Source organism: Jeongeupia naejangsanensis (genome assembly GCF_016865585.1).
GTDB lineage: Bacteria > Pseudomonadota > Gammaproteobacteria > Burkholderiales > Chitinibacteraceae > Jeongeupia > Jeongeupia naejangsanensis.
In genome coordinates, this window is record NZ_JAESND010000003.1 from 217723 (window position 1) to 234698 (window position 16976).

The 16976-nt window shown below is 66.1% G+C and carries 20 protein-coding genes; 3 read left to right on the plus strand and 17 right to left on the minus strand.

The window, feature by feature from the left end; all coding sequences use genetic code 11:
• Positions 1 to 182: 182 nt before the first annotated feature.
• The 3 genes from JMJ54_RS08765 to arsB are packed head-to-tail and all read left to right on the plus strand — an operon-like array spanning position 183 to position 2147.
• Positions 183 to 518, plus strand: a complete 336-nt coding sequence (locus tag JMJ54_RS08765; RefSeq protein ID WP_203537878.1) for an ArsR/SmtB family transcription factor — start codon at positions 183 to 185, stop codon at positions 516 to 518.
• On the plus strand, positions 515 to 1012 hold the full coding sequence (locus JMJ54_RS08770) for an arsenate reductase ArsC (protein WP_203537880.1): 498 nt from the start codon (positions 515 to 517) through the stop codon (positions 1010 to 1012). The genes JMJ54_RS08765 and JMJ54_RS08770 overlap by 4 nt, the downstream gene beginning before the upstream one ends.
• A 46-nt stretch (positions 1013 to 1058) precedes the next feature.
• A complete protein-coding gene (gene arsB / locus JMJ54_RS08775) occupies positions 1059 to 2147 on the plus strand; it encodes an ACR3 family arsenite efflux transporter (protein WP_203537882.1) in 1089 nt (362 codons plus the stop codon).
• Here the strand turns inward: arsB and JMJ54_RS08780 are convergent.
• From JMJ54_RS08780 to murA, 17 genes are all read right to left on the minus strand, one after another.
• Positions 2129 to 2875 (minus strand): TlyA family RNA methyltransferase, encoded by a 747-nt coding sequence (locus tag JMJ54_RS08780; RefSeq protein ID WP_203537884.1) that lies wholly within the window; start codon positions 2873 to 2875, stop codon positions 2129 to 2131. The genes arsB and JMJ54_RS08780 overlap by 19 nt on opposite strands.
• Complete coding sequence (locus JMJ54_RS08785) at positions 2875 to 3606, minus strand: pseudouridine synthase (RefSeq protein WP_203537886.1); 732 nt, start codon at positions 3604 to 3606, stop codon at positions 2875 to 2877. The genes JMJ54_RS08780 and JMJ54_RS08785 overlap by 1 nt, the downstream gene beginning before the upstream one ends.
• A gap of 100 nt (positions 3607 to 3706) precedes the next feature.
• A complete protein-coding gene (locus tag JMJ54_RS08790) occupies positions 3707 to 4357 on the minus strand; it encodes a response regulator (protein WP_203537888.1) in 651 nt (216 codons plus the stop codon).
• Positions 4332 to 6296 carry a type IV pili methyl-accepting chemotaxis transducer N-terminal domain-containing protein gene (locus JMJ54_RS08795; protein WP_203537890.1) on the minus strand — a complete coding sequence of 655 codons (1965 nt, stop codon included), beginning with the start codon at positions 6294 to 6296 and terminating at the stop codon, positions 4332 to 4334. The genes JMJ54_RS08790 and JMJ54_RS08795 overlap by 26 nt, the downstream gene beginning before the upstream one ends.
• Positions 6296 to 6790: a cyclic pyranopterin monophosphate synthase MoaC gene (gene moaC / locus JMJ54_RS08800; RefSeq protein ID WP_203537891.1), complete on the minus strand. Its 495-nt coding sequence runs from the start codon at positions 6788 to 6790 to the stop codon at positions 6296 to 6298. Before moaC ends, JMJ54_RS08795 begins: the two co-directional genes overlap by 1 nt.
• Positions 6787 to 7371: a molybdenum cofactor guanylyltransferase MobA gene (mobA, locus tag JMJ54_RS08805; RefSeq protein WP_203537892.1), complete on the minus strand. Its 585-nt coding sequence runs from the start codon at positions 7369 to 7371 to the stop codon at positions 6787 to 6789. Before mobA ends, moaC begins: the two co-directional genes overlap by 4 nt.
• A 78-nt stretch (positions 7372 to 7449) precedes the next feature.
• A complete protein-coding gene (moaE, locus tag JMJ54_RS08810) occupies positions 7450 to 7923 on the minus strand; it encodes a molybdopterin synthase catalytic subunit MoaE (protein ID WP_203537893.1) in 474 nt (157 codons plus the stop codon).
• 1 nt (position 7924) lies between these two features.
• Positions 7925 to 8182 (minus strand): MoaD/ThiS family protein, encoded by a 258-nt coding sequence (locus JMJ54_RS08815; protein ID WP_203537894.1) that lies wholly within the window; start codon positions 8180 to 8182, stop codon positions 7925 to 7927.
• Between the two features lie 10 nt (positions 8183 to 8192).
• Positions 8193 to 9374, minus strand: a complete 1182-nt coding sequence (locus JMJ54_RS08820; RefSeq protein WP_203537895.1) for a molybdopterin molybdotransferase MoeA — start codon at positions 9372 to 9374, stop codon at positions 8193 to 8195.
• Positions 9361 to 9873, minus strand: coding sequence for a molybdopterin-guanine dinucleotide biosynthesis protein B (gene mobB / locus JMJ54_RS08825; protein ID WP_203537896.1), 513 nt, complete (start codon positions 9871 to 9873; stop codon positions 9361 to 9363). The genes JMJ54_RS08820 and mobB overlap by 14 nt, the downstream gene beginning before the upstream one ends.
• Complete coding sequence (gene moaA, locus JMJ54_RS08830; RefSeq protein WP_203537897.1) at positions 9873 to 10880, minus strand: GTP 3',8-cyclase MoaA; 1008 nt, start codon at positions 10878 to 10880, stop codon at positions 9873 to 9875. Before moaA ends, mobB begins: the two co-directional genes overlap by 1 nt.
• A gap of 180 nt (positions 10881 to 11060) precedes the next feature.
• The gene (locus JMJ54_RS08835) at positions 11061 to 11795 is read right to left on the minus strand and encodes a peptidylprolyl isomerase (RefSeq protein WP_203537899.1); all 735 of its coding nucleotides are present in this window, start codon (positions 11793 to 11795) and stop codon (positions 11061 to 11063) included.
• 96 nt (positions 11796 to 11891) lie between these two features.
• Entirely contained in the window at positions 11892 to 13181 is a 1290-nt protein-coding gene (gene hisD, locus JMJ54_RS08840; RefSeq protein ID WP_203538123.1) for a histidinol dehydrogenase, read from the minus strand.
• 74 nt (positions 13182 to 13255) lie between these two features.
• A complete protein-coding gene (locus JMJ54_RS08845) occupies positions 13256 to 14467 on the minus strand; it encodes a DUF805 domain-containing protein (protein WP_203537901.1) in 1212 nt (403 codons plus the stop codon).
• 139 nt (positions 14468 to 14606) lie between these two features.
• Positions 14607 to 15245: an ATP phosphoribosyltransferase gene (gene hisG / locus JMJ54_RS08850; protein WP_203537903.1), complete on the minus strand. Its 639-nt coding sequence runs from the start codon at positions 15243 to 15245 to the stop codon at positions 14607 to 14609.
• 7 nt (positions 15246 to 15252) lie between these two features.
• Positions 15253 to 15657, minus strand: coding sequence for a DUF4870 domain-containing protein (locus JMJ54_RS08855; protein WP_203537905.1), 405 nt, complete (start codon positions 15655 to 15657; stop codon positions 15253 to 15255).
• 13 nt (positions 15658 to 15670) lie between these two features.
• Positions 15671 to 16921, minus strand: coding sequence for a UDP-N-acetylglucosamine 1-carboxyvinyltransferase (gene murA, locus JMJ54_RS08860; RefSeq protein WP_203537907.1), 1251 nt, complete (start codon positions 16919 to 16921; stop codon positions 15671 to 15673).
• Positions 16922 to 16976 lie beyond the last annotated feature (55 nt).

Genomic DNA, 16976 nt, shown 5'->3' on the forward strand with positions numbered 1-16976 from the left:
GCCGCGGCCGGTAGTGACGTTGGGCGGCGACCGCCGGTCGGCGTTTTTCGCCGAATATCGGGAACCTTACGGGCGGCCGGACGTCGCCGTGCCGTGATTCTCCGGCTCAGGTTCGGTGCCCGGGTAACGATGGCGGCTGCACCGGTATTGCCATCGGAATATATTTCCATATAATTGGAAATATGGAAAATAAAGAAGCCGTCGTTCGACTCGCGGCGCTGGCGCAGGACACGCGCTTGGCGATCTTCCGTCTGCTGGTCACGGCCGGCCCCGAGGGCATGGTCGCCGGGCGCATCGGCGAACAGCTGGCGCTGGCGCCGGCAACGCTGTCGTTCCACCTGAAGGCGCTGGCGCAGGCCGGCCTGATCGAGGCCCGGCACGAAAGCCGTTTCATCCACTACTCGGTCAACTATCCGGCCATGAACGCACTGCTGGCGTTCCTGACCGACAGCTGCTGCGGCGGCGCCCCGTGCGAGATCACGGCGCCGTCGTGCTGCACACCATCGGAGCAAGCATGAGCAACAAGGTCTACAACGTGCTGTTTTTGTGCACGGCCAACTCGGCGCGCAGCGTCATGTCCGAAGGCTGGCTGAACGTGCTGGGGGGCGGCCGTTTCCGGGCATTCAGCGCCGGCAGCCACCCGAGTGGCAAGGTCAACCCGCATGCGATCGCGCTGCTGGACGGGATCGGCTACGACATCGGCGCGCTGCGTTCCAAGTCGTGGGACGAATTCGAGCTGGCCGATGCACCGCGCATGGACATCGTCATCACGGTCTGCGACAACGCCAAGGGCGAGGCCTGCCCGGTCTGGCCGGGGCATCCGCTGACCGCACACTGGGGTTATGAAGACCCGCATGGCGAAACCGAGGCGGAAAAGCGCGCTTCGTTCCAGAAGATTTTCCTGCAGATCAGGCAACGCATCACGCTGCTGGTCGCGCTGTCGGATGCGCAGCTCGCCGGCCCGGCGCTCAAGGATGCCGTGCGCGACATTGGCGAGACTCGCGTCGATTGAACCCCGCGTCCTGTCCGCAGGGCAGGGTGCCGAACCGGAGCAAGCCATGTCCGCGCAATGCGAAGCCGTCGGCCAGCGTGCCGCCGTCGCCCCGATGGGATTTTTCGAACGTTATCTGACGGCCTGGGTGCTGGCGTGCATCGTCGTGGGTATCGGACTGGGCCAGGCCTTGCCGCAGCTGTTCAAGGCCATTGGCGCAATGGAAGTCGCCAGGGTCAATCTGCCGGTCGGGTTGCTGATCTGGGTGATGATCATTCCGATGCTGCTGAAGATCGATTTCGGCGCCTTGCATCAGGTCCGGGGCCATTTGAAGGGCATCGGCGTCACGCTGGGCGTCAACTGGCTGGTCAAGCCGTTCTCGATGGCGCTCTTGGGCTGGCTGTTCGTCCGCGTGCTGTTTGCGCAGTGGCTGCCGGCGGACCAGCTCGACAGCTATGTGGCCGGGCTGATCCTGCTGGCCGCGGCGCCGTGCACGGCGATGGTCTTCGTCTGGAGCCGGCTGACCCGCGGTGACGCGTATTTCACGCTGTCGCAGGTCGCGCTGAACGACCTGATCATGGTGTTCGCGTTTGCGCCGCTGGTTGCGCTGCTGCTTGGTGTCTCGAGCATCGTCGTACCGTGGGCGACGCTGCTGACGTCGGTCGTGCTCTACATCGTGATCCCGGTGCTGATCGCCCAAGTGATCCGCAAGGCGCTGCTCGCAAAGGGTCAGGCGGCATTCGATACGGCCATGCACAGGATCCAACCGTGGTCGATTGCTGCACTGCTGGCGACACTGGTGCTGTTGTTCGCGTTTCAGGGTGATGCCATCATCAGGCAGCCCCTGGTGATCGCGCTGCTGGCGGTGCCGATCCTGATTCAGGTGTTTTTCAATGCGGGCCTCGCGTACTGGCTCAACCGCAAGGTGGGAGAAAAACACGCGGTGGCCGGCCCGTCGGCGCTGATCGGCGCGTCGAACTTCTTCGAGCTGGCCGTCGCCGCCGCGATCAGCCTGTTCGGCTTCGAATCGGGCGCGGCGCTGGCGACCGTCGTCGGCGTGCTGATCGAAGTGCCGGTGATGCTGCTGGTGGTGCGCGTCGTCAACGCCAGCAAGGCCTGGTACGAGGCGGGCCTGCCTCAGCCGCGACGGGCGTAGACGAAAAATTCGCGGTTGCCGTCGCCACCGGTGATCGGGCTGTCGAAATAGTCGAGCACGTCGAAACCGGCCTCGCGCGCCGACGTGCGGATCTTCGCTTCGACCTCGGGGTAGCTGCCCGCGTCGCGGACGATGCCGCCCTTGCCGAGTCCCGCCAGGCCCACTTCGAACTGCGGCTTGACGAGAAAGAGCAGCAGGCCGCCGGCCGGCAGCTGCGTGGCCAGCGCAGGCAGGACCAGCGTCAGCGAGATGAACGACACGTCGCCGACGACGAGATCGACGGGCGCGTCCAGATGATCGTCCAGATCACCGGCCGCCAGATGGCGTGCGTTGAGGCCCTCGAGCGTGACGATGCGCGGGTCATCGGTCAGGCTGCGGTGCAGCTGGTCGTGACCGACCTCGAGGCCGATCACCCGGCGTGCGCCGGCCTGAAGCAGGCAGTCGGTGAAACCGCCGGTGCTCTGGCCGACGTCGAGCACCAGCATGCCGCTCACGTCGACGCCGCTCTGCGCCAGCGCGCCGGCGAGCTTGAGCCCGCCACGTGACACGAAGCGGTCGGCTTCGTCATCGGCGGCGATGGCGATCGACATGCCGGCATCGAGCTTGGCGCTGGCCTTGCCGACGAGCCTGCCTTCGACGCTGACCCGGCCCGCGGCAATCAGTTGCTGTGCATGGGTGCGCGAGCTGGCGAGGCCGAGCTCGACCAGCAGAACGTCGGCGCGTGCCATCAGAACATCTCGTCCGGGTGCAGATAGCGCCACTGGCCGGTCGGCAGGTCGCCGAGTTCGACCTTGCCGATGCGGATGCGCTTGAGGCCGACCACCTTGAGGCCGACCAGTTCGCACATCCGGCGGATCTGCCGCTTCTTGCCTTCGTGCAGGACGAAGCGCAGCTGGTCGCGGTTCTGCCACCAGACTTCGGCGCGCTTGAGTTTCTGGCCGTCGAGTTCGAGCCCGTAATTGAGCCGCTTCAGGTCGCCCGGCGCCAGTTGGCCGGAGACGCGGACGAGGTATTCCTTCTCGACGGTCGAGTTCTCGCCGATCAGGTGCTTGGCGATGCGGCCGTCCTGCGTCAGCACCAAGAGGCCCACCGAGTCGATGTCGAGGCGGCCGGCCGGGACGAGGCTTTTCAGGTGTTCGCGATCGAAGCGGATGCCGCTCGTGTCGTCGGCCCACTGGTTGTCGGGCTTCACCAGTACCACGGCCGGCTGGTAGCCGTCTTCGGCCTGGCCCGAGACATAGCCGATCGGCTTGTTGATCAGCACGGTGACGCGGCCGGCCTGCTCGCGTTCGGCGGCCTTGTTCAGCGTGACGGTCTGCGTCGGCAGAACCTTGCTGCCGAGCACGTCGACAACGACGCCGTCGACGCGGACCCAGCCGCGGGCAATGTATTCGTCGGCTTCGCGGCGCGAGCACAGACCGAGTTCGGTCATGCGTTTGGAAAGGCGGATCGGTTCCATGACGTCGCTCCGGGAAAACCGTGCAGCTTATCGAATCGGGCCGGTGCTGGCGAGCCGCTGCCGACGATTTACACTGCGGCAGCCCCGCACGCCCGGAACCTCAGTCGCTGCGACCGAGGCCGTGTTCGACCGCGTACACGGCCGCCTGGACCCGGCTCGACAGGCCGAGCTTCTTGAGGATGTTCTGCACGTGGATCTTGACCGTGCTCTCGGCAAGATCGAGCTCGCGCGCGATGCCCTTGTTGCTGTCGCCGCGGGCGAGAAAACCGAGGATTTCGCGCTCGCGCGGCGTCAGTCGGTCTTCGTCGCGCGGTTCGGCCGGTGCTGCCGCATTGCGGAACTGGGCGACGAGCTTGGCGGTCATCGCTTCGGCGACGACGGCTTCGCCGGCGTGGGCGCGGACGATGGCACCGACGAGATAGTCAGCGTCGATGTTCTTCAGCAGATAGCCGCGCGCACCGCTGCGCAACGCATCGGCCAGGTCCTCGGCGTCTTCGGACACCGTCAGCATCAGCACGGCGGTCTGCGGCCGGTCCTCGAGGATCAGCTGCAGCGCTTCGAGGCCCGAGAGGCCGGGCATGTTCAGGTCGAGCAGCACCACGTCGGGTGCGAGTTCGTGGCAACGCTTGACGCCTTCGGCACCGTCGGCCGCCTCGCCGACGACGTCGAATTCGGGCTGGCGCGACAGCAGCAGCTTGATGCCGCTGCGAAACAGCGTGTGATCGTCAACCAGCAATACCTTGATCGTCATGCCTGCCTGTCCTTTCCTGTGTACGTTCGTCGAGCCGGCGCGCCTCGGCCGGGATCGTCAGGGTCACGACGCCGCCGTGGTCCGAGTCGATCCGCAGTTGTGCCGCCAGCCGGCTGGCGCGCTCCTGCATGATTTTAAGCCCGACATGGCCTTCGGCGCGCGCCGCCATTTCGGCCGCGTCGAAACCGCGCCCGTCGTCGTGGATCGTCAGCGTTACGTCGCGCTCGTTGACGAAGCGGACCCGGACCCCGGTCGCGTAGGCATGCTTGCGCACGTTCGACAGTGCCTCCTGCAGCACGAACAGCAGCTGCAGCTGGTCCTCGGCCGGCAGTGGTGCACCGGAGCCGCTGGTGTCGAAGTCGACGCCGATCCCGGTCTGGCGGCGGAAGCGTTCGATCGTCGCGCGCATGCTGGACACGAGATCGCCTTCGGCGAGGCGGGCGCGGAAATTGTTCAGCAGTTCGCGCACGTCGTCGTAGCTCTCCTGCACGCCGGCCTTGAGCAGCGGCACGATGTCGAGCGCCTCGGCGACGTCGCCGCGCTTGAGCGAGTCGTTGAGCATCTGCACCTGCAGGTTCAGGAAGGACAGCCCCTGGGCGATGCTGTCGTGCAGGCCCTGGGCGAGCAGGTTGCGCTCCTCGTAGACGGCGATTTCGCGCTCGCGTGCGGCGAGGCGCAGGTTTTCCAGTGCGATGCCCAGCTGTTCACCCAGCGCTTCGAGCAGGTCGCGTTCGCTGCGGGTGATGTCGCGCGCGATGCGGAAGTGCATGTTGAACTGGCCGGTCGACCGCGTGCGGGCACGGATAGGAAAGGCGCTGACCTGGACAAAGCCCTCGCGCTCGCACGAATACGGCGCGGCTGCCATCGGCAGCTTGCGGAAGTCCTGAATGATGGCGACGCCTTCCTTGAGGCTGGTGCCGCACAGGCAGTCGCCGGGCTGCAGGCAGTGTTCGGCGGCGGCGAGGCTGTCGGAAATCCCCTCGTAGACGACCATGTGCGCAGCGTTCGAATGCGGGTCGACGATGCGGACGCTGCCGCCGTCGGCGCCGAACCAGGCGATCAGCTGGTCGAGAAAATCGCGGCACATCGATTCGGCCGACAGGCCGGCGTTGAGACGGGCGCCGATGTCGTTGCGCAGGGCGAGTTCGCGGTTGCGCGTGTTGAGCGCATCGGTCTTCTGGGCGACGCGGGCTTCGAGCGAGCCGTGCGCATCGGCGACGCGGTCGGCCATCCGGTTGAAGCTGCGGGTCAGCTCGCCGAATTCGTCGTCGGTCTCGACCGGCAGCCGGACGCTGTAATCCCGTTCGGCCATGCGCGAAATCCCGCCCGAGAGCCGGTACAGCGGCCGGAACACCAGCAGGAACATCAGGTAGATCTGCGCAACGGTACCGACGATGGCCAGCGCGATCAGCAGGATCTGCGAGCCGCGCATCAGCATGGTCCGGCGCGCGTTGTACTGTTCGATGTCGAGGACCAGTCCGTTGATCTGGTCGACGAAGTGGTCCATCTGGACGCGCATGTCCGCCGGGTCGCGCTTCAGCGTGCTCGGCGGCATGGCCAGCAGCCGCTCGTAACGCTGCTCGATCGCCTTGAACCGTGCGCGTACGGCGGGATCGCTGGGCAGATAGAGCGGCCGCGCCGGATCGCCACGGTCGAGCAGCGCCAGCGTGGCGGCAAACTGTCCGCGTTCGTGCTCGATCTGCGCGGCCAGCTCGGGGCTGGGATGCTCGCGGTTCAGTTGCAGCGTGTAGCCGAGCCGGTAGGTCTGCATGCGCAGGCTGCCGGCTGCGTTGATCGCCGCCGCGCCGCCTTCGAGCTGCCAGGACAGGTAGAGCGTGGTGCCGACCGCCGCCAGACCGACCAGCAGCGAGACCAGCAGCAGCGCGACGACCTTGATCGACAGCTGCTGGCGGGCGGGCAGCGCCGGTTCGCCCTGCATCAGCCGTGTCCGTCGGCGGGTTCGTCGCCGGCGCGCCACACACCGGATTTCCCGCCGCGTTTTTCCAGCAGGCGGATGTCGCCGATGACCATGCCGCGGTCGACGGCCTTGCACATGTCGTAGATCGTCAGCAGTGCGACGTTGACCGCGGTCAGCGCTTCCATCTCGACGCCGGTCTTGCCGACGGTCTCGGCGACGACTTCGCAGCGCACGCCGTCGGCTTCAAGCTCGAATGCCACATCGACGCGGGTCAGCGGCAGCGGGTGGCAGAGCGGAATCAGTTCGGATGCCTTCTTGGACGCCATGATCGCGGCAATGCGGGCGATGCCGAGCACGTCGCCCTTCTTGTGGCCGCCGCCGGCGATCAGCGCCAGCGTCGCCGGCTGCATGCGGATCCGGCCTTCGGTGCGGGCAACACGGTGCGTGTCGGCCTTGGCGCCGACATCGACCATGTGCGCCTGGCCTTGCTCGTTGAAATGGGTCAGCGGGTTCATGCGTCGGACTCTTTGGGGGCAAAGGCAGCCAGCGCCGCCGGGGTGTTCAGGTTCGGAAAGGCATCGGCCGCAAAGGCAACCGGCACGGCGTCCAGACTGGCGAGCCAGTCGCGCAGACGCAATTCGTGGCGCTGCAGCCGGCCTGCGAGCGCGCTCGCGCAAGCGGTGCGGACAAGGCAGATGCTGGGCTGGATTGTCTCATCGGCGAAGGCGACGGCAGCCTGTTGTCCGGCCAGTACGCCGGCAAGCCGGATCACAAGGTCGGCCGGCAGCATCGGCACGTCGCACGGCACGATCAGCAGGGCATCGGCATCGGTGGCCGTCAGTGCCGCGTGGATGCCGGCGAGCGGCCCCAGCCGTTCCGTGTCGGCATCGGGCAGTACCGGTACGCCGTAGCGCCGGTAAGTGTCGAGGTTGCGGTTGGCCGAGATCATCACATGATCGGGCTGCCTTGTCTGTGCGGCCAGCGCGGCCAGCACCCATGCGACCAACGGCCGGTCGTGCAGCGGCAGCAGGCCCTTGTCCTGGCCGCCCATGCGCCGGCCTTCGCCGCCGGCCAGAATGACGGCGGCGATCTTCATCGAATGCCTCCGCCGGACAGGAAGACTAGGGCGATCCTCATCGGGCGCCTTCGCCGGCGAGGACGGTCATGTCGATTGTCATGGCGTGTCGTCGGGGTGCCAGCGCTGGATGGCCTCGCTGTCGCTGTCGCGTGCGTCGACCCAGTGCGCCGTCTGGCCATCCGATTCGCGCTTCCAGAACGGCGCCTCGGTCTTCAGGTAATCCATGATGTAGGCGTTGGCGTCGTACGCCGCATGACGGTGGGCGCTGGCGGTCAGGACCAGCACGATCTGGTCGGCCGGGTGCAGCGGCCCGACGCGGTGGACGACGGTGACGGCTGTCAGCGGCCAGCGCGCAGCGGCGCTGTCGGCGATTTTCGCCAGCGCTTTTTCGGTCATCCCCGGATAGTGTTCGAGTTCGAGGACGGCAACGTGCCGGTCGAGGCTCAGGTCGCGCACGCGGCCGACGAAGGCGACGACAGCGCCGCTGTCGGCTTCCCCCGCGACGAGCGCGGCGTACTCGGCGCCGAGGTCGAAGTCGTCGGGACCGACGCGGATCGTGATGCTGGCCATCTCAGCCCCCGGTGACGGGCGGAAAGATCGCGACCTCGGCGCCGGCCGGGATGGCGTCGGCGGCGTGCGCCATTTCCTGGTTGACCGCAACGCGGAAGACCCGTGTACCGCCGAGTTCGTCGGCAAAAGCACCGCCACGGGCAACGAGCAGGGCGACCAGATCGGCGACACGGCTGCCACCGGGCAGCGACACGGCCTCGCCGGCGCAGCCGAACGCATCGCGCAGCCGTGCAAAGTAAAGCAACTGGATGGTGTTCACGGTTTGCCCCTCAGTTCAGTGTGGCCAGCGGCAGGAAGTCGACCGGGTCGCCCTCCCGCACGGTTGCCGCTTCGGGCACGATCACCAGACCGTCGGCCCAAACCACCGACGTCAGCACGCCCGAACTCTGGTTCGGAAACAGCACGACTCGGCCGTCGACCAGCCGTGCACGCAGGTATTCCCGGCGGTTGCCGGCACGTTCGATCGTGAAGCCGGCCGGCACCCTGATGGCCGGCTCCGGTGCATCGCGGCCGGTGCGGGCCGCGAGGAAGGGACGGACGAACACGATGAAGGTGACGAAACTCGACACCGGATTGCCGGGCAGGCCGATGAAATCGGCATCGCCGATCCTGCCGCAGGCGAACGGCTTGCCGGGCTTGATGGCGATCTTCCACAGTGACAGGGCTCCGAGCGATTCGACGGCGGCCTTGACGTGGTCTTCCTCGCCGACCGACACGCCGCCGGTACTCAGGACGACGTCATGCGTCGCCGCGGCATCGGCGAGAATGTCGCGCGTCGCGGCGAACTGGTCCGGCACGATGCCGAGGTCGTCGACGATGCAGCCGGCCTCGCGCAACAGCGCCGACAGGGCATAGCGGTTGGAGTTGTAGATCTGGGCCGGCGCAAGCGGCGAGCCGGGCTCGACCAGCTCGTTGCCGGTCGACAGCAAGGCGACGCGCAGTTTTCGCACGACAGCCACCTGCCCAACGCCCACCGCCGCCAACAGGCCCAGTTCGGCGGCGCCAAGGCGCGTACCGGCCTGGATGACGACAGCACCTTGCTGCACGTCTTCGCCGCGCCGGCGGATGTGCTGGCCGGGTTGCAGCCTGGTGTTGACGGTCAGCGTGGTGGTCTCGACGTTGCAGTCTTCCTGCATCGCGACGGCGTTGCTGCCTTCGGGCACCGGCGCGCCGGTGAAGATGCGTGCGGCCTCGCCCGGCGCGAGTGCGCTGCCGGTGTCGCCGGCGGCGATGCGCTGGACGACACGGAATGCGGTCGGCGCGCTGAAATCGGCAACGTTGAGGGCGTACCCGTCCATGGCGCTGTTGTCGAAACCGGGGACGGCCAGCGTCGAGACGACGTCGGTGGCGAGCACGCGGCCGAGCGCGTCGTTCAGTGCCAATGTTTCGGTTTCGGTGATGCGCCGGGCGGCGGCGAGCAGTTGCTCGCGGGCTTGATCAACGGTCAGCATGGGGATTCAGTGCCAGATGGTGAGTGATGAAGTCGGCGATCGTGTCGGCGTCGTCGAGGTCGAGGAAAGGCAGGGCGGTCTCGACCGGATGATCGCTGGCGACGGCGACGATGCTCGGGTCGCCGGGGAACAGCTGCGGCTTGCCGGTTTCGGCGCGCCAGACTTCGAGTTTCGGGATGGGATCGTGCTTGAAACCCTCGACCAGCGTCAGGTCGGCAGGCGAGAGGCGGGCCAGTTGTTCGGCCAGCGTCGGCTCGGGTGCGCCGCGCAGCTCGTGGACGATGGCAAACCGGTAGGGCGAGGCAACCAGGACCTCGGCGGCGCCGGCGCTGCGAAAGCGCGCGCTGTCCTTGCCCGGCGGTTCGAGTTCGAGATCGTGGTGCGAATGCTTGATGGCATTGACGCGCAGGCCGCGTGCCGCGAAGCAGGCAATCAGTTGCTCGGTCAGCGTGGTTTTGCCGCTGCCGGAAAAGCCGACAATGCCGAAGACGCTGCCCATCAACCGCCCGTCTGCGACATGAAACGCACGAGCTTGGTCGGCGCTTCGATGAATTCGTGGCGTTCGGGCTTGAGTTCGATCGCATGGGCAATGGCGGCGTCGAGATCGGCGTCGCTGCAGCCGGCGCGCAGCATCGGCCGGAATTCGAACTTCTCTTCCTGGCCGAGGCAAAGGTAGAGCGTGCCGTCGACCGAGAGGCGGACGCGATTGCAGGTCGCACAGAAGTGCTGCGAAATCGGCGTGATGAAGCCGATCCGGCCCTGGCCGTCCGGTGTTTTCCAGTAGCGCGCCGGACCGCCGCCGAGTTCTTCGGCTTCGGGTGTCAGTCCGAAATGCGCGACCAGTTTTTCGCGCACCGGTGCGAGGTCGAGGTATTGCGTGTTGCGGCCCGTGTCGCCCATCGGCATGGCTTCGATCAGCCGCAGGATGAAGCCGTGGCGCATGGCGAACTCGGCCATTCGCTCGATCTCGGCCTCGTTGACGCCCTTCATCGCGACCATGTTCAGCTTGATCGGTGAGAAACCTTCGTCGCGGGCGGCCATGATGCCGGCGAGGCTGGCGTCGAACGCATCGCGGCCGGCGAGTTTTTCGTAGCAGCCGCGATCGAGCGTATCGAGGCTGATGTTGAGGCGGTCGACGCCGGCGGCGCGCAGTGCGCGGGCATGGCGGACCAGCTGGGTGGCGTTGGTCGACAGCGACAGGTCGTCGAGACCGTCGAGCTGTTTGAGCCGGGCGGCGAGCTCGGACAGGTTCCGGCGCAGCAGCGGTTCACCGCCGGTGAGGCGGACGCGGGCGACGCCGGCGCGCACGAAGGCGCCAACCAGACGTTCGACTTCATCGAAGCGCAGCCAGTGTTCGGGCTCTTCGAATCCGTGAAAGCCCTTGGGCATGCAGTAGCTGCAGCGCAGGTCGCAGCGGTCGGTCACCGATACGCGCAGGTAGCGGATCGAGCGGCCGAATCGGTCGACGAGCGGCGCTTGGTCTGTCAGTGGTCGATCGGTCTGCATGGCCTCCTCCTCTCATGCCCATTCTAGGCGGATTGCGGGGCGGGGACAGTTCGCCTGTCGATGCGGGTGAGCTAGTCCGTTCGGACTATACCCCGGTCATTTTATGCCGCTGCGTTGCGGCTGTGGATAAGCAATCGCCCCGGTCTGGGCCGGGGCGATGCGGGGCGGGCGTGGCCGGAATTACTGGCCGGCAGCCTTGAGGTCGTAACCCTGGATGTCGGCGGCTTCGACCAGACCTTGCAGGTAGGTGTGCATCGCGCGGCGTGCTTCCATCTCGGTCAGGTAGGCGGTCAGGCGTTCCTGGACTTCGTCGAAGCTGACGCTGGCGCCGCCGGTTTTCTTGCCGGCCTTGATGATGTGCAGGCCGAACTGGGTTTCGACCAGCTCCTTGGCCAGCTCGCCTTCGCCGAGCGCGAACGCGGCCTGTTCGAATTCCGGCACCATCTGGCCGCGACCGAACGAACCGAGCGCGCCGCCTTGCTGGCCCGACGGGCAGGCCGACAGTTCCTTGGCGCGGGTTTCGAACAGGTGCGGCGCGAGGCGCAGTTCCATCAGCACCTGTTCGGCCTTGCCGCGCATCAGCGCAGCCGGCGTTTCCGGGGTGCTCTTGAACAGGATGTGGCTGGCTTCGACCTGCTCGCCCTGGACGAAGGCTTGCGGGTTGGCATCGTAGAAGGCGCGGGCCTGGGCTTCGTCGACCTTCGGTGCCTCGATTTCCTGGCCGAGCAGTTCGCCGACGGCTTCCTGCGGATCGGTGGCTTCGATGCCCTTGGCACGTGCGCGCTGGGTCAGCAGTTCGCGCAGGATCAGTTCCTGAACGGTGGCGTCGACCGGGCTCGGTGCGTCCTGGTGGTGCGGCAGTTCCGCTTCGATCTGTGCATCGGTGATTTCAACGCCGTTGACGAGAATGGCCATGGGTCAGGTCCTGTCTGAATATGAAAATGGCCGCGACACCGTCGCGGCCCGTCTGTGCTGCATATCGGGTCGAATAACCCGATTGCAAGTGGGTGATTATTTCAGTCGCAGCTCGGCGGCGTTGGCATGCGCCGTCAGCCCCTCGCCGTGCGCCAAGGTCGCGGCGACACGACCCAGCGTCTGCGCGCCGGCTTCGGACACCATGATCAGGCTCGAACGCTTCTGGAAGTCGTAGACACCGAGCGGGCTGGAGAAACGTGCGCTGCGCGCCGTCGGCAGCACGTGGTTCGGCCCGGCACAGTAGTCGCCGAGGCTTTCCGAAGTGAACTTGCCCATGAAAATTGCGCCGGCGTGGCGGAGTTTTTCGACCCAGGCTTTCGGATCGGCGACCTGCAGCTCAAGGTGCTCGGGGGCGATCCGGTTCGAGATCGCACAAGCCTCGTCGAGGTCGGCCACGTGGATCAGCGCACCCCGGTTGCCGAGCGATGCGGCGATGATGTCGCGGCGCGGCTGGCTGGGCAGCAGTTTCTCGATGCTGGCGGCGACACGGTCGATATAGGCCGCATCCGGGCACAGCAGGATGGCCTGGGCGATTTCGTCGTGTTCGGCCTGCGAGAACAGGTCGATGGCGACCCAGTCCGGATCGGTGGAGCCGTCACACAGCACGAGGATTTCCGACGGGCCGGCGACCATGTCGATGCCGACGACACCGAACACCGCGCGCTTGGCGCTGGCGACATAGGCATTGCCGGGGCCGGTGATCTTGTCGACCTGCGGCACGGTCTGCGTGCCGTAGGCGAGTGCACCGACGGCCTGCGCACCGCCGACGGTGAATGCACGCGACACGCCGGCGACATAAGCGGCGGCGAGGACCAGATCGTTCTTTTCGCCCTTCGGTGTCGGCACGACCATGATGATTTCGGCCACGCCGGCAACGTGGGCCGGAATCGCGTTCATCAGCACCGACGACGGGTAGGCCGCCTTGCCGCCCGGCACGTAGATGCCGACCCGATCAAGCGCGGTGATCTGCTGGCCGAGCAAGGTGCCGTCCTCGTCCTCGTAGGTCCACGAGCTCATCTTCTGGTGCTCGTGGTAACTGCGCACGCGTTTGGCTGCGAAGGTCAGCGCGTCCTTCTGCACTTGCGGCAGGCGCTCGAACGCGTCCTTGAGTTCGTCCTGCGTCAGTTCGAGATCGGCCATCGTCGTGGCTTGCGTGCCATCGAAGCGGTTGGTGTACTCGACCACGGCAGCATCGCCGCGGGCTTTCACGTCGGCAAGGATGGCGGCGACACGGGCGTCGACCTCGGGATCCTGCGAGGTTTCGAACGCCAGCAGCGCGGAGAGTTCGGATTCAAAATCGGCGGAACGGGTATCGAGGCGACGGATCATGGCGGCTCTGCGGCTATCGTTGGGTTGGGTCGATTATACCTGCCGTATCCGCCGCGACGACTTGCCGGGGCTCAATCGTCGTCGCTGTCGCGCTCGGCCTGTTTCTGCAGCAACTTGGCGCGCAGCTCGGCGTCGCTGATGTTGACACCTGTGGCACGCAGCTTTTCACCCAACTCGTGAATCCGGGCATCGGTGATTTCACGACCATGGTTGTCGTAGATTTTCTGCCCGTTTTCGCCGTCCTGCGTGGTGTTGTCTGGCTGACTGTGTTCGGCAATGGCGTTGCGTGTACCCGTTGATTTCAATGCAGCTGGCAGCGAGGCGACACTGATCAGCAGGCACAGGACGCCGCCGATATGGATCAGCAAGGTCGGCGGTTCGGCGGGCAGGCCGAAACGGTTGTCCGCGGTGTCGCCGGGAACCAGGCAAAGGCCGAGCGATGCGAGCAACACCGCGCCGGAAAGCAGCATCCCCAGCCGCAGGTCGATGGCATAGGCGATGCCCGGGATGGCGACTGCGGAGACGCACCACCAGCCGGAGAAGTCGAAGTCGTGCAGCCTGAGTATGGCCAGGCGCAGCATCAGCCAGAGTGCTCCGGCGGCAAACGCGTAGATGAAACCGTCGAGAAAGACCAGCAATGGCGAGCCGAGGATTGCCGCTGCAACGATCACCACGAGCAGTGCCATGCTGTAAGCCAGATAGCGCATCCGCCCCAGCCGGCCATCGGTGAACACGCCGAGCAGCGGCGGAGTAAGAAACTCCAGTTCGTCGTCGGGAACCCGGCCGGTGAGTTGCGGCGTGGTCGTGACGTTGCGATGCGTATCCTGGGCTGCAACGGCTGGCGGGGATGCCGGGGTTTGCTGTGCGGCGCGAAAGCGCGGCATGTCGATACCGCAGCCGAGACATAGCGTGCGCGGCGGTTGCTGTCGTCCGCAGGCCGGGCAGGCGATGCCGTTCTCGATGACGGGTGTGGCGACGGGTTCGACGTTCAGGCTGGCGATATCGAGGTCGTCGCTGACAATGGCTTGCTGCCGGGCTTCACCCGCCGGCGGTGTCAGCGGCTCGGCGCGAACGACGACGCCGGCACGTTTCAGGTGGGTCAGGTATGCACCGGCTTCCCTGCCGGACACGCTGGGCTTGATGATTTTCGGCGCGGCGCCGAGCAGCTGGTGCGCGCGGTCGACGTCGATCTTCAGCAGCGTGGCCAGATTGCCTGCCGCGGTTTCGAGGGAAACGCCGGGTTGCAGCTCGCCGGTGAGGACGAGACGGACGGGATCGTGCATCGATGGAATCCGGTGGAACGGTTGTCGATGACGATATTGTTTGATTCAGTTTCACGCAAGAAAATTGGCGTGAAGCGCGGTGTTGTGACGCAAAAAAGCCGGCATTGCGCCGGCTTTGCTGACGGTGACATGGCCGGGCTTACTGGCCGATCGCCCCGGCGAAGGCTTCCAGCATCGGCTGGATCCGGTCTTCCTTGAGCTTGAGCGCCGCCTGGTTGACGACGAGCCGGCTCGAAATGTCGCGGATGTGTTCGACGGCGACGAGGTCGTTGGCCTTGAGCGTGCCGCCGGTCGACACGAGGTCGACAATGGCGTCGGCGAGGCCGACCAGCGGCGCGAGTTCCATCGAGCCGTACAGCTTGATCACGTCGACGTGGACGCCCTTGGCGGCGAAGTGTTCGCGCGCCTGCTGGACGTACTTGGTGGCGATCTTCAGCCGCGCGCCCTGACGCACCGCGCCGTCGTAATCGAAACCGTTGCGTGTCGCGACCATCAGCCGGCACTTGGCGATTTCGAGATCGAGCGGCTGGTAGATGCCGGCGCCGCCGTGCTCGATCAGCACGTCGCGGCCGGCGACGCCGAGGTCGGCGGCGCCGTACTCGACATAGGTCGGTACGTCGCTGGCGCGGACGATGATCAGCCGCACGTCGTCACGGTTGGTACCGATGATGAGCTTGCGGCTGGCTTCCGGATCTTCGGCCGGGGTGATGCCGGCTGCGGCGAGCAGCGGCAGCGTTTCTTCGAAAATGCGTCCCTTGGACAGCGCGATCGTGATCATCGCAGGCTCACTTGAAGAGTTTGAGGGTCAGCGGGTACTTCGACTGCCAGCCGTTGATGGCCTTGGCGCCTTCCCACATTGCGAAAATGGTCGAACCGATCGCAACCCACCAGATCAGGAACAACGAGTTCAGCGCGAAACCGGCGATCATCGCGAACAGGTAGAGGCTGGCCATCAGCAGCTGGAAGTTCACCGCCTGGATCGCGTGCTGCTCGACAAACGGCGAATGGATGCGTGCGAACTGCAGGATCAGGAACGGGATCACCAGCGCGAGAATCGGCATCGGCAGATAGGGAATCCAGAACAGCCCGGCCAGATGCGCCAGCGCGGCGAAGCCTTTTTCGACCGGCTGCGGCGGGCGCTGCTTGCCGTCGTCGTCATCGCCGCGGGGTTTGGGGTTGAGCGTCAGCATGCGGTCGTCCGGTTCAGGAAAGACGTTCGATCTGCGCGCCGACGCCGGCGAGCTTGGCTTCGATGTGCTCGTAGCCGCGATCAAGATGGTAGATGCGGTCGACGATGGTTTCGCCTTCGGCGACCATGCCGGCGATCACCAGACTGGCCGACGCACGCAGGTCGGTGGCCATCACGGTGGCGCCAGACAGCCGGTCGACGCCGGTGACAATGGCGGTGTTGCCTTCGGCCTTGATCTGGGCGCCCATGCGGCCAAGTTCCGGTACGTGCATGAAGCGGTTTTCGAAGATGGTTTCGGTCATCACGCTGGTGCCGTTGGCGATCGCGTTCAGTGTCATGAACTGCGCCTGCATGTCGGTCGGGAAGGCCGGATACTCGAGCGTGCGGATGTCGACAGCCTTGGCGCGCTGTTTCATGTCGAGCGCGATCCAGTTGTCACCGGCCTCGATGTGGGCACCGGCCTCGACCAGCTTGTCGAGCACGGCGCCGAGGATGTCGGCGCGGGTGTTGCGGCAGACGATGCGGCCCTGTGCGGCAGCGGCGGCGACAAGGAAGGTACCGGTTTCGATCCGGTCGGCGACGATGGCGTGCTCGGCGCCATGCAGCGATTCGACGCCCTCGATGGTGATCGTGTCGGTACCGTGGCCGCTGATCTTTGCGCCCATCTTGATCAGCAGTTCGGCCAGATCGACGATTTCGGGTTCGCGCGCGGCGTTTTCCAGAATCGTCGTGCCTTCGGCCAGCGTCGCGGCCATCAGCAGGTTTTCGGTTCCGGTGACGGTGATCATGTCCGAGCGGAAGCGCGCGCCCTTGAGCTTGCCCTTCGCCTTCACGTAACCGTGTTCGATGACGATCTCGGCGCCCATCGCCTGCAGGCCCTTGATGTGCTGGTCGACCGGGCGTGCGCCGATCGCGCAGCCGCCGGGCAGCGACACCTGTGCTTCGCCGAAGCGCGCCAGGGTCGGTCCGAGGACGAGGATCGACGCACGCATCGTCTTTACCAGCTCGTATGGTGCGACGAGGCTGCTGATGTGGCTGGCGGTGATCTCGTATTCGTGGACGTTGTCGGTCATCACCCGCACGCCCATGCCCTGCAGCAGCTTCTGCGTCGTCTTGACGTCGGCCAGCTGCGGCACGTTGGTCAGGCGCAGCGTGTCGGCGGTCAGGAGGCTGGCACAGAGGATGGGCAGCGCGGCGTTCTTGGCGCCGGAAATGGTGATCTCGCCGTTGAGCGGCGTACCGCCGATGATTCTGAGTTTGTCCATGGTGTATCTACAGCAGGGCCGGTGCGGCTGCACCGGCGGATTGATTGGGGCCGAT

Coding starts and splice junctions, on each gene's coding strand:
- JMJ54_RS08765 (WP_203537878.1), top strand. CDS start 183: ATGGAAAATAAAGAAGCCGTCGTTCGACTCGCGGCGCTGGCGCAGGAC.
- JMJ54_RS08770 (WP_203537880.1), top strand. CDS start 515: ATGAGCAACAAGGTCTACAACGTGCTGTTTTTGTGCACGGCCAACTCG.
- arsB (WP_203537882.1), top strand. CDS start 1,059: ATGTCCGCGCAATGCGAAGCCGTCGGCCAGCGTGCCGCCGTCGCCCCG.
- JMJ54_RS08780 (WP_203537884.1), bottom strand. CDS start 2,875: ATGGCACGCGCCGACGTTCTGCTGGTCGAGCTCGGCCTCGCCAGCTCG.
- JMJ54_RS08785 (WP_203537886.1), bottom strand. CDS start 3,606: ATGGAACCGATCCGCCTTTCCAAACGCATGACCGAACTCGGTCTGTGC.
- JMJ54_RS08790 (WP_203537888.1), bottom strand. CDS start 4,357: ATGACGATCAAGGTATTGCTGGTTGACGATCACACGCTGTTTCGCAGC.
- JMJ54_RS08795 (WP_203537890.1), bottom strand. CDS start 6,296: ATGCAGGGCGAACCGGCGCTGCCCGCCCGCCAGCAGCTGTCGATCAAG.
- moaC (WP_203537891.1), bottom strand. CDS start 6,790: ATGAACCCGCTGACCCATTTCAACGAGCAAGGCCAGGCGCACATGGTC.
- mobA (WP_203537892.1), bottom strand. CDS start 7,371: ATGAAGATCGCCGCCGTCATTCTGGCCGGCGGCGAAGGCCGGCGCATG.
- moaE (WP_203537893.1), bottom strand. CDS start 7,923: ATGGCCAGCATCACGATCCGCGTCGGTCCCGACGACTTCGACCTCGGC.
- JMJ54_RS08820 (WP_203537895.1), bottom strand. CDS start 9,374: ATGCTGACCGTTGATCAAGCCCGCGAGCAACTGCTCGCCGCCGCCCGG.
- mobB (WP_203537896.1), bottom strand. CDS start 9,873: ATGGGCAGCGTCTTCGGCATTGTCGGCTTTTCCGGCAGCGGCAAAACC.
- moaA (WP_203537897.1), bottom strand. CDS start 10,880: ATGCAGACCGATCGACCACTGACAGACCAAGCGCCGCTCGTCGACCGA.
- JMJ54_RS08835 (WP_203537899.1), bottom strand. CDS start 11,795: ATGGCCATTCTCGTCAACGGCGTTGAAATCACCGATGCACAGATCGAA.
- JMJ54_RS08845 (WP_203537901.1), bottom strand. CDS start 14,467: ATGCACGATCCCGTCCGTCTCGTCCTCACCGGCGAGCTGCAACCCGGC.
- hisG (WP_203537903.1), bottom strand. CDS start 15,245: ATGATCACGATCGCGCTGTCCAAGGGACGCATTTTCGAAGAAACGCTG.
- JMJ54_RS08855 (WP_203537905.1), bottom strand. CDS start 15,657: ATGCTGACGCTCAACCCCAAACCCCGCGGCGATGACGACGACGGCAAG.
- murA (WP_203537907.1), bottom strand. CDS start 16,921: ATGGACAAACTCAGAATCATCGGCGGTACGCCGCTCAACGGCGAGATC.